Raw genomic sequence first — 11,106 nt, 5'->3', positions numbered from 1 at the left:
GTGCGGCGGGCCGGCGCTGGTGCGGAGGTTCGGGCGGCGGGTGGTTCGGCGGCGGGTGGTTCGGCGGCGGGTGCGGAGGTTCGGGCGGCCGGTGGTTCGGCGTCGGGTGCGGACGGCCGGCGTCAGGACGAGGCGCGGACCACGAGTTCCGTCGGGAGCATCTGCCGGGGCTGCTCGTCGGGCTCGCTGGGCGCGGCGATCTCCTGGAGGAGCAGCCGGGCCATGGTGCGGCCCATCTCCTCGATGGGCTGGCGGACGCTCGTCAGCGGCGGGTCCATGTGCCGGGCGACGGCCGAGTCGTCGACTCCGACGAGCGCGACGTCCTCGGGAACCCGGCGACCGGCCTCGCGCAGGACGCTCCGGGCGCCCGCGGCCATGACGTCGGAGGCGGCGAAGACGGCGTCCAGGTCCGGTCTGCGGTCCAGGAGTTGCCGCATGGCGCGGCGCCCGCCGTCCTCGGTGAAGTCGCCGTTGGCGACGAGCGTCTCGTCGGGGGCGATCCCGGCCTCTTCCAGGCCTTCCCGGTAGCCGTCGAGGCGGCAGCGGGCCACGTACATGTCGAGCGGTCCGGTGATCGTGGCGACGGCACGGCGGCCGCGCGCGGTGAGATGGGCGACGGCGGTCCGGCCGGCGCCGGTGTTGTCGGAGTCGACGAAGGCGACCCGTTCGTCCTCGGTGCGGCGGCCGTTGAGGACGGCGGGCAGGCCGAGGGCGCGGACCTGGTCGGGCAGGGGGTCGGAGGCGTGCACGGAGACGAGGAGGACGCCGTCGACGCGCTGGGCGGCGAGGTACTGCTCGAAACGCTGCCGTTCCTGCTCGCTGCGGATCAGGGTCAGGAGCAACTGCTTGTCGGCGTCGGCGAGTTCACTGCTGACCCCACGGATGATGTCGAGGAAGTACGGCTCCGCGAAGAGCCGCGCCTCGGTCTCGGGGATCACCAGGGCGACGGCGTCGGTCCGGCTGCCGGCCAGGGCGCGGGCGGCCCGGTTCGGTACGTAGCCGAGTTCCGCGACGGCCTGTTCGACGGCGGCCTTGGCCTGTTCGCTCACCCTCGGGGAGCCGTTGATGACCCGGGAGACGGTGCCGCGGCCGACTCCGGCCCTGGCCGCGACCTCCTCAAGGGTGGGCCTGCCGGTCTGCCGCCCGCTCACCGCCATGTGCCGCTTCTCCCCTCGGGCCGCCGCCCCGCCTGCGTGTGCACGCGAACCTATCAGGCGGGGCGAGGCGGTCCCGGGGCGCCGCGGAAGGGCCGGGGAACGCTCAGGCGCCGGTCGGGGCGAGCTCGGCCATGGCGCCCCAGCCCTGCTGCGGGACCTCGACGTTGATGATCTCGGGGGTGGTGGCGATGGCTCCGGCCATGGTCGCGAGACCGGCCGTGAAGTGCGGGGAGGCGACGTGGGCCGCGCCCGCCTCGGCGTCGGCGAAGGCCTCAAGGAGGACGAAGACGTTCGGGTCGTCGACGCTGCGGGACCAGTCGAAGAAGAGGTTGCCGGGCTCCTCGCGGGTGGCGCGGGTGAAGTCGGCGACCAGGTCGAGCCAGCGGTCGGCGTGGTCGGGGCGGGCGGTGAAACGTACGGCGATGAAGATCATGCGACAAGCCTGCGGCGCACCGGCAGGCGCGGCCAGTCGGCCGGCTCAGGATTCCGGCAGGGCCGGAAACTCCGGCACGGCACGGGTGAGCGCCGCCCGGATCTCGCCCTGCCGTCGTCCGAAGTCGGCGGTGGGCAGCGAGACGGACAGGGCGTGCACGATGCCGTCGCCGCGCTCGGGCAACGCGACGGCGAGACAGGTGTACGCGAGGTCCGCCTCGCCCACGGACACGGCGATGCCCTGTCCGCGCACCCGGTCGACCTCGGCCTCGAAGCGCTCGGCGCTGGTGATCGTCCGCTCGGTGAAGCGGGCCATTCCGTGCTCCGCCAGATAGCGACGGCGCAGCGGGCGGGGCAGCGCGGCGAGCAGGGCCTTGCCGTGGGCGGTCGCGTGGGCGCGCTGTTCGGGGCCCGGCGTGAAGGGGTGCTCCGTGTCGGTGACCGGGGCGGTGGTGTCGACGACGGTGATGAGGCCGTCCCGGTAGGCGGTGTGGTACGCCTCCGCGCCCGTGGCGCGCCGCAGCCGGCCGAGCAGCTCGCCCGTCCCCGCGCCGAGCCCGTGGTGCCGCTGGTGGGAGCGGTGCAGGGCCGGGACGCGGGGCCCGGGGGCGTATCCCTCGGTGGTACGGACGAGGTAGCCGCGCGCGAGCAGGGGCCCGGTCAGGTGGTAGACGGTCGAGAGCGCGCAGCCGAGGCGCCTGGCCAGCGCCTTCGCTCCGACGGGCCGGTCGGCGTCGGCGACGGCGTCGAGGACGGCGAGGGCCCGGTCGACGGACTGGGGCCCGGGGCTCGGGGACGGGTCAGGCATCCGTCCAGCTTAGGCGGGGGTCCCGACGGTGAGGCCTTCGATCCAAGGGCTCCGGGAGCACGCTTCAGGCTCCGGGAGCACGCTTCGGGCCCGGAGCCCTCTCCGCGACCCCGGGAGCCCGCTTCATGGCCCCGGGAACACGCCCTTCGGACCCCGGGCACGTTCCGTACCCCCTCCACTCCCCTCCGTATCCCCGCAGGTCAAACCACCCTTATGTGCATAAGACACTCTTTCGGCGTACCGTCGAGTGGTTCCCCCATCCTCGACGCCACGGGAGAGCGTGTGCCCAGCTCCACGACCGACCATGTCCCGACGCCCCGCGAGGGGCGCCGCCCGCGTCTCCGGACAGCGGCGATCGCGACAGGCGTGGTCGCCGTCGCCGCGGGCGGGCTGTACGTGGCGGGGCTCGTCGCCACCGGCGACGACATATCCGCCGGCACCCGCGTCGGCGGCGTGGACATCGGCGGCATGAGCCGTGCCGACGCCGAGGCCAAGCTGGCGGCCGAGGCCCCGGCCGCGTGGAGCGCGCCGATACCCGTGCGGGTCGGCGACCGCGCCTCGACCGTGACGCCGGCGTCCGCCGGCCTCACCGTGGACCTGGCGAAGACCGCCGAGCGCGCGGCCGATCCCTCCCGCGACCCGTTCACGGTCATCGGGCGGCTCTTCTCGTCCGGCGAGCGCGAGATCGACCCGGTCTTCGCGTACGACGCGGACAAGGCGAACGCCGCCGTGGCCGAGCTTGCCAAGAAGAACGACCGCACGGTGCGCGAGGGGTCCGTGGCCTTCCACGAGGGCAAGGCCGTCTCGACCCAGCCCGTGACCGGGCAGAAGCTGGACGCCGGGAAGGCGGTGGACGCCCTGCGCGCCGCCTACCCCGCCACCACCGGCGCCGCGCCCGTCACCCTTCCCGTCGCCCTGACCGAGCCGAAGCTGGCCGCGGCCGAGGTGACCCGCTTCCTCGACACGTACGCGAAGCCCGCCGTCTCCGGCCCGGTGACGCTCACCGCGGGCCAGGACCGGCTCCGGATCTCCGCCGCGACCCTCGGCGACCACCTCACCGTGAAGAACGAGAACGGCCGGCTGACCGCCGACCTCGACGCCGAGGCGCTGCTGCGCGACCCGGACGTGGCGGACCCGATCTCCGCCCTGACGGGCGCGCCCGTCGAGGCGACCCTCGGCGTACGGGACGGCAAGGCCGTCGTGGAGTCGGAGGGCAGGCCTGGGCACGAGGTGACCGCGAAGGCCCTGGGTGACGCCGTGCGTCCGCTGCTCACCCAGTCGGGTACCGCCGCCCGTACCGCCCCCGTGGCCACGACGGTCACCCAGCCCGAGCTGACGTCCGAGTCCCTCGCGCGGCTCGGGATCACCGAGCAGATGTCGACGTTCACGGTGAACTTCCCGAGCGCGCCGTACCGGACGACGAACATCGGTCGGGCCGCCGAGCTCATCAACGGTTCGGTCGTGCAGCCCGGCCAGGTGTGGAGCTTCAACGAGACGGTCGGCGAGCGCACCCCGGACAACGGCTTCGTCGACGGCACGATGATCCTCGACGGCCAGTACCGCTCCGCGCCCGGCGGCGGTGTCTCGGCGATGGCCACCACCATGTTCAACGCCATGTTCTTCGCCGGGGTGAAGCCCGTCGAGTACGGCGCCCACTCCTTCTACATCGAGCGCTACCCGGCCGGCCGCGAGGCGACGGTCGCCTGGGGCCAGCTCGACCTGAAGTTCCGCAACGACTCCGGGAAGCCGATCTACATCAAGGCGGGCGCGACGGACTCGTCCGTCACCGTGAGCTTCCTCGGGACGAAGAAGTACGACTCGGTGGAGGCGGTCGCCGGAGAGCGCACCAACCTCACGGAGCCGAAGAAGGTCGAGGGCACCGGCAAGGCCTGTGTGCCGCAGCCGCCGCTGGAGGGCTTCGACATCTCGGTGGACCGGGTGTTCAAGAACGACGGCGCGGAGGTCAAGCGGGAGACCTTCAAGACCCACTACACCCCGCGCGACGAGGTCACCTGCAAGCCGGTCGACAAGCCCGACAAGGAGACGGACGCCAGGTGACCGGCATGCGGCCGGTGGGGAGACGGACGCCCGGAAGGGTGTCTTCCCGCACGGCCGGGGCATGACTCCGGAGCACGGCCCACCAGGCCAGGGCCGCCCGCAACCGTCCGGAGGCCCGCCTTGGTGCAGCGCAGCGACCCTTTCGAGCGGCTCCTCGGCGACGCCGTGCGCGCGGGTGTGTGCCCCGGCATGGTCTGGGCCGTCGGTGATGCACGTACGACGGTGTCCGACGGGGCCGTCGGTCTGCTCGACCCGACGCGCCCCGGTGAACCGATGCGCCACGACACGCTGTTCGACGTGGCGAGCCTCACGAAGATCCTTGCCGTCTGGGCGGTGATCGGCACCCTCGTCGACGCCGGGAAGCTCGATCCGACGGCCCCGCTGGGCAGTTACTGGCCCGAGGCGACGGCACGGCCCCTCGCCCGCGCGACGGCGCACCACCTCCTCACCCACACCGCGGGCCTGCCGCTGCGCGCCAACCTCCGGCATCTGTACGGCTCCGACCCGCAGGACGTCCGGGACGGCGTGCTCGCCGAGCAGCTGCGACACCGGCCCGGGGAGGCCGTCGCGTACACCGACCGGGCGGCGCTGATCCTCGGCTATCTCGCCGAGCACCTCACCCGTCGCCCGCTCCCCCGGCTCGCCGAGGAGCGGGTCTGGACCCCGCTCGGCATGGCGGAGACCCGTTACGGCCCGCTGCCCGCCTCGCTCATGGACCGGTGCGCTCCCACCGAGTACGACGAGGAGACCGGAACGCATCTCCAGGGCACCGTCCACGACTTCTCCGCCCGGCTTCTCGGCGGCGCCTGCGGGATCGCGGGGGTCTTCACGACCACGGCCGACGTCGGACGGTTCCTGCGCCACCTCCTCGTCCCGGTGCCCGGCACCTTCTCCGCCGACTGGACGGCCGGCTCGCTGCGCGTCCACACCGGCGAACTCGACCCGCCGCGCGGCCTGTTCTGGCATCCGGCGCCGGGTACGGAACCCCCGGACGACGTCTGGTCGCACTTCGGCTTCACCGGGACGGGCATGTGGGTGTCACCGTCCCGCGGGCGCTGGGCGGTCCTGCTCACCAACCGCCTCCACCTCACCCGTGACCCCGGCCCGCTCGCCCGCGTCAGGGATGTGTTCCGGGCCCTCGCGTTCCCGTGACCGCCTGCGAAATCGACGTGCCTCCGCGCGCCGACTCTGCGACGCTGCACCCCGTTCGAACGATCTTTGCCGACTTTGCCGAGCTTGACCTGTACGGAGTGCGGAGCCATGGGTTTCACCCTTGAAGGACCGGTCCTGGAGGGCGCGCTCGTGCGCCTGGAGCCGCTGGGGCATCACCATGCGGCCGGCCTCGCCGAGGCGGCGGAGGAGAACCGCGACTCCTACGGCTTCACCCCGGTGCCGGAGCGGAATGCGGTCGAGGCCTACATCGACGCGCGGCTCAGCGGCGCGGCCGACGGCCTCCTGATGCCGTACGCGCAGGTGAACGTGGCCACGGGCCAGGCCGTCGGCCACACCTCCTTCCTGGCCCCGCGCCCGTGGCCCTCCGGTGAGGGACTCTGCGCGATCGAGATCGGCTACACCTGGCTCGCCGCCTCCGCGCAGGGCACGGGCGTGAACACGGAGGCCAAGTACCTCCTCTTCCGGCACGCCTTCGAGAGCTGGGACGTGGCCCGGGTCGACCTCAAGACGGACGCCCGCAACGCCCGCTCACGGGGGGCCATCACGAGCGTGGGCGCGACCTTCGAGGGCGTCCTGCGGAACTGGTCCGTCTCCTGGGCCCCGGGCGAGGGCGACCGCCTCCGTGACACCGTCTTCTTCTCCGTCATCGCCGAGGAATGGCCCGAGCGCCGGGCGGCACTCGAACAGCGCATCGCGGGCATCCGGGAGCGGCTGCGCCGGGACCAGGGGTAGGGGGTTTCCCGCCCTCCCCCGTCCCACACGTCCCCGGGACGTCCCGTGGGTTCCCGCGCGGCTCACTCCGCGTCGGGGAGGGCGGCGAGACCTTCGAGGCTCTCCTCGATCCGCTTGGCCAGGTTGTGCGTACGGGCCAGCTCCAGACAGGTCTCCCAGGTCGCGCGGGCGGCGTCCCACTCCCCGAAGTGGTGGTGGGCGCGGGCCGTGAAGACCAGGCAGTCGGCCGTCCCTCCGGCGTCCTCCATCCGGTGCCTGATGCCGAGCGCCTCCGCGAGGGCCGCGAAGGCCTCGTCGCGGCGACCGAGACCGCGCTGGATGTCGCCGTACTTGGTGAGCGAGGTCGCGAGGAAGAGCCATGGGCCGTCGGCGCGCAGCAGCTCGACGACGCGCATCATGTCCGCCGCCGCCCCCTCGAAGTCTCCGGACAGCTGGCGGGCCTCCGCGATCCTGCTGAGCACGAGCGCCTCGCCGCGGGTGTTGCCGGCCTCCCGGTAGAGATCGCGGGAGAGTTCGGCGTACTCCAGCGCCTGCTCGGCCTCCTCGATCTGCGAGTAGAGGGCCGACAGGTTACCGAGGATCGAGGCCCTGGCCAGTACGTCGCCGCGCGCGGTGAACAGCTCCAGGGCGATGCGGAGGTGTGCGAGGCAGTCCTCGTTGCGGAAGGCCATGCCGTGGGCGACGGCCATCCGCCGGTGCAGCCACGCCTGACCGAGCGTGTCGTCGTGGGCGCGGGCGATGTCCATCGCCTGTCCGAGACAGGCGTCCCATTCCGACGTCCACCAGTGCGTACCGGCGTATCCGAACAGCCCCACGGCGAGCCGCCACGCCATGTCGGAGCGGCCCAGTTCCCCGGCGCGGGTGAGGGCGTCCCGGATGGCGGGGAGTTCCCTGGCCGTCCAGCGGATCGCCTCGTCGTCGTCGGCGAACTCGGGCAGCGACAGGGGTTTCCCGGTCTCCCGCTCCAGCGGCGGCGGGGACTGGGTCTCCCGGGTGGCGGCGTGCGACGCGGCCGCGAGGGCCGCGACGTACCAGGAGAGCAGCCGGAGGGTGGCGGCGAGGAGCTCGGCCTCCGTGTCCTCCTCCTCCCCGCGCTGCCACGCGTACTCGCCGAGGAGGTCGTGGAGCACGTACCGGTCGGGCTCCGGGTTGAGGACGAGGTGGGCGTCGGCCAGGACGTCGAGTACGGCGGCGGCGCGGGGCTCGGTGACGTCGAGGAGCGCGGCGGTGGACTGCGGGGTGACCTGGTGGCCCGACCACGCCCGGCCGATGAGCCGGAAGGCCCGCGCCGCCTCGCGCTCCAGGGGCTGGTCGCTGTCGCGCATGGCCACGTAACTCATGGCGAAGGTCCGCTGGACGTCGAAGGTGCCCATGGTGAGGGTCTCCAGGCGGCCCTGGTGCGGGGTGAGCCGTTTCGCCAGGAGTGCGAGGGGCCAGGAGGGACGGGAGGCGAGCCGGCCGCCGACGATGTGCAGCGCGAGGGGCAGGCCCCCGCAGGCGGCCATGATGTCGGCCAGCGCCTCCGGCTCGTGCCGCACCCGATCGGCGCCCGCGAGTTTGGCGAGGAGCGCGTGCTGGTCGGCCGCGGGCAGCGGGGCCAGCGGGACCTTCACGGAGCCCGGCAGGTCGGCGAGCAGCTGCCGGCTGGTGATGAGGGCGGCGCTCGGGCCGCCGGCCGGGAGGAGGGGCGCCACGTGGTCGGCGTTGCGCGCGTTGTCGAGGACCAGCAGGACGCGGCGCTCGGCGAGCGCGGCGCGGAGGAGCAGGGCGCGGTCGTCGGTGTCGTCGGGCAGGGAGTCGTGGTGCACGCCGAGGTCCGAGAGGAAGCGGGCGAGCAGCTCGTGGGCCGTGCGGGCGCCGTGGACGCAGTAGCCGCGCAGGTCGGCGTAGAGGGCACCGTCGGGGAAGGCCTCGCGCAGGCGGTGGGCCACGTGGACGGCGAGGGCGGTCTTGCCGACACCGCCCATGCCGGAGATGACGACGTGTCTGAGACGGGCGGGTGCGGCAGGGGCGGGTCCGCCGGTGGCGGGCAGCGCGTCGGGGCGGCCGCCGGCACGGTCGGTCTCGCCGCCGTCCCGCCGGTCGACGTCACCGCCGGTCTCGCCGCTGCCCCGCCCGTCGGCATCGCCGCCGGTGGGCCCCGCGGCGCCTGCGCCCCCGCCCGTGCCCTGCCCTTCGCCGGCGCCCGTCCGGGTCTCCCCCGGCCCGCCGAGCAGGGCCCGTATCGCCGCCGCCTCGGCCTCCCTGCCGGTGAAGGCGTCTCCCTCACAGGGCAGCTGGAAGGGCGGCTGGGGCGCGGCGCGGCCGGTGTGGGCGCGCGGGCGGGGCGCCGGTTCGCCGGCGAGGACCTCCTGGTGGGCCCGCTGGACGGCGGCGCTCGGTTCCGTGCCGAGCTCCTCGACGAGGCTGCGGCGCAGCCGGTGGTAGACGGAGAAGGCCTCGGCCTGGCGGCCGGACCGGTACAGCGCCAGCATGAGCCGCCGGTGGAATCCCTCCCGCAGGGGATGCTCGGCCGCCAGCGTGCTGAGCGGGGCGACGGCCTCGTGGTGCCGCCCAAGACCGAGCTCGGCGTCGAAGCTCCATTCGAGGGCCTGCAGGCGGGCCTCCGCGAGCTGATGGACGCGGAGCGCGGGCCCCTCGGTGTCGGCGAAGGGGGCAAGGTCCGCGAGGGGTGTGCCGCGCCACAGGGGCATGGCGAGCGCGGTCTCGCGCCGGACCTCCTCCCACTCCTCCCGGCGGTGGGCGTGCCGTACGGCCCTGACCCGGGCCTCGAAGAGGTCGGCGTCGAGCTCGCCCTCGTCGACGAGCAGCTGATAGCCGGGGGCCACGGTGCGCAGCCGCTCGTCGGTCCCGTCGTCCAGGGCGGCCAGGACGCGGCGCAGCCGGGTGAGGTGGTTGGCGAGGGCGGCGTCGGCGCTGGCGGGCACGGAGGCGCCCCACAGGGCCTCCTTGAGGGCGTCCCGGGACACCGCCCGGTTCGCCTGGAGCAGCAGTGCCGCGAGGAGGACCCGGACCTTGGGTCCGGTCACGGGACGCAGTTCTTTCCCGTCGTGGACGACGAGCGATCCGAGCAGCCCGAACTTCACCACCATGCCCCCGCATCAAGGTAGGCGGGCCGCCCGACCGGAGGCGGATCCCGACTGTCCCATCGTACGGTTCGGCACCCCTTGATTGATCAAACCGGCCGGGGGTTACCATATGAGCGCCGCCTAGCTCGAAAGATAAACTTGTGACTGTCAATGACGACTCGTTCACCAGCTGGAAGAACCGCGAGGAGATCGCGGAGTCGATGATCCCGATCATCGGGAAGCTGCACCGGGAGCAGGACATCACCGTCCTGGTCCACAGCCGCTCCCTGGTGAACAAGTCGGTGGTCAGCATCCTCAAGACCCACCGGTTCGCCCGCCAGATCGCCGGCGAGGAGCTGTCGGTCACCGAGACGCTTCCGTTCCTCCAGACGCTCACCACCCTCGATCTCGGGCCGTCCCAGATCGACATCGGCATGCTGGCCGCCGAGTACAAGACCGACAGCCGCGGTCTCACGGTGGAGGAGTTCACCGCCGAGGCCGTCGCCGGGGCCACGGGCGAGAACAAGATCGAGCGCCGTGACGGCCGTGACGTCGTCCTCTACGGCTTCGGCCGCATCGGCCGCCTCGTCGCCCGCCTCCTCATCGAGAAGGCCGGTTCGGGCAACGGTCTGCGCCTGCGCGCGATCGTCGTCCGCGGCGGCGGTGAGCGGGCCGCCGAAGACATGGTGAAGCGCGCCTCGCTGCTGCGCCGTGACTCGATCCACGGCCAGTTCCAGGGCACGATCACGGTCGACGAGGCGAACAGCACGATCGTCGCCAACGGCAACACGATCAAGGTGATCTACGCCAACGACCCCTCCGAGGTCGACTACACGGCGTACGGCATCGAGAACGCCATCCTGATCGACAACACCGGCAAGTGGCGCGACCGCGAGGGCCTGTCGAAGCACCTGCGCCCCGGCATCGACAAGGTCGTCCTGACCGCGCCCGGCAAGGGTGACGTGCCGAACATCGTGCACGGCGTCAACCACGACACGATCAAGCCGGACGAGCAGATCCTGTCCTGCGCCTCCTGCACCACCAACGCGATCGTCCCGCCGCTGAAGGCGATGGACGACGAGTACGGCGTGCTGCGCGGTCACGTGGAGACGGTCCACTCCTTCACGAACGACCAGAACCTCCTGGACAACTACCACAAGGCCGACCGCCGCGGCCGTTCCGCGCCGCTCAACATGGTCATCACCGAGACCGGTGCCGCCTCGGCCGTCGCCAAGGCGCTGCCGGAGCTCAAGGCCCCGATCACGGGCAGCTCGATCCGCGTCCCCGTCCCGGACGTCTCGATCGCGATCCTGAGCCTGCGCCTGGGCCGCGAGACCACCCGCGACGAGGTCCTGGAGTACCTCCGCGACGTCTCGCTGCACTCGCCGCTGAAGCGTCAGATCGACTTCACCACGGCCCCCGACGCCGTCTCGATGGACTTCGTGGGCTCGCGCCACGCGTCGATCGTCGACGCCGGCGCGACCAAGGTCGACGGCGACAACGCGATCCTCTACCTGTGGTACGACAACGAGTTCGGCTACTCGTGCCAGGTCATCCGGGTCGTCCAGCACGTCTCCGGCGTGGAGTACCCGACCTTCCCGGCTCCGGCGGTCTGATCCCCGCCCGGCCCGACAGCACGGCGGCGCGCCGCACTTCCTCCGGGAGGTGCGGCGCGCCG

General features: G+C 73.0%; 8 protein-coding genes. 4 read left to right on the top strand and 4 right to left on the bottom strand.

Features of this window, described 5'->3' with window-relative positions:
• Positions 1 to 122: 122 nt before the first annotated feature.
• The 3 genes from OG259_RS36935 to OG259_RS36925 all read right to left on the bottom strand — a co-directional run bounded on the left by OG259_RS36935 (position 123) and on the right by OG259_RS36925 (position 2,397).
• Positions 123 to 1,157: a LacI family DNA-binding transcriptional regulator gene (locus tag OG259_RS36935; RefSeq protein WP_328946218.1), complete on the bottom strand. Its 1,035-nt coding sequence runs from the start codon at positions 1,155 to 1,157 to the stop codon at positions 123 to 125.
• A 103-nt stretch (positions 1,158 to 1,260) separates the two neighbouring features.
• On the bottom strand, positions 1,261 to 1,590 hold the full coding sequence (locus OG259_RS36930; protein WP_328946217.1) for a putative quinol monooxygenase: 330 nt from the start codon (positions 1,588 to 1,590) through the stop codon (positions 1,261 to 1,263).
• Positions 1,591 to 1,635: 45 nt separating this feature from the next.
• Positions 1,636 to 2,397, bottom strand: a complete 762-nt coding sequence (locus OG259_RS36925; protein ID WP_328946216.1) for an IclR family transcriptional regulator — start codon at positions 2,395 to 2,397, stop codon at positions 1,636 to 1,638.
• Positions 2,398 to 2,679: 282 nt separating this feature from the next.
• Here OG259_RS36925 and OG259_RS36920 point away from each other — a divergent pair, with 282 nt between their 5' ends.
• The 3 genes from OG259_RS36920 (at position 2,680) to OG259_RS36910 (ending at position 6,360) form a co-directional block, all read left to right on the top strand.
• Positions 2,680 to 4,455: a VanW family protein gene (locus OG259_RS36920; RefSeq protein ID WP_328946215.1), complete on the top strand. Its 1,776-nt coding sequence runs from the start codon at positions 2,680 to 2,682 to the stop codon at positions 4,453 to 4,455.
• Between the two features lie 120 nt (positions 4,456 to 4,575).
• Positions 4,576 to 5,607, top strand: coding sequence for a serine hydrolase domain-containing protein (locus OG259_RS36915; protein WP_328946214.1), 1,032 nt, complete (start codon positions 4,576 to 4,578; stop codon positions 5,605 to 5,607).
• 108 nt (positions 5,608 to 5,715) lie between these two features.
• Positions 5,716 to 6,360: a GNAT family N-acetyltransferase gene (locus OG259_RS36910; protein WP_328946213.1), complete on the top strand. Its 645-nt coding sequence runs from the start codon at positions 5,716 to 5,718 to the stop codon at positions 6,358 to 6,360.
• 62 nt (positions 6,361 to 6,422) lie between these two features.
• On the opposite strand, the gene OG259_RS36905 is transcribed toward OG259_RS36910, so the two are convergent.
• Positions 6,423 to 9,452: an AfsR/SARP family transcriptional regulator gene (locus OG259_RS36905; RefSeq protein ID WP_328946212.1), complete on the bottom strand. Its 3,030-nt coding sequence runs from the start codon at positions 9,450 to 9,452 to the stop codon at positions 6,423 to 6,425.
• A gap of 137 nt (positions 9,453 to 9,589) precedes the next feature.
• On the opposite strand from OG259_RS36905, the gene OG259_RS36900 reads away from it, so the two are divergent.
• Positions 9,590 to 11,044 (top strand): glyceraldehyde-3-phosphate dehydrogenase, encoded by a 1,455-nt coding sequence (locus OG259_RS36900; protein WP_328946211.1) that lies wholly within the window; start codon positions 9,590 to 9,592, stop codon positions 11,042 to 11,044.
• Positions 11,045 to 11,106 lie beyond the last annotated feature (62 nt).

Origin of the sequence: Streptomyces sp. NBC_00250, assembly GCF_036192275.1 — a bacterium.
In the GTDB taxonomy this organism is placed as follows: Bacteria; Actinomycetota; Actinomycetes; order Streptomycetales; family Streptomycetaceae; genus Streptomyces.
This window is presented reverse-complemented; position numbering and strand designations above follow the sequence as displayed.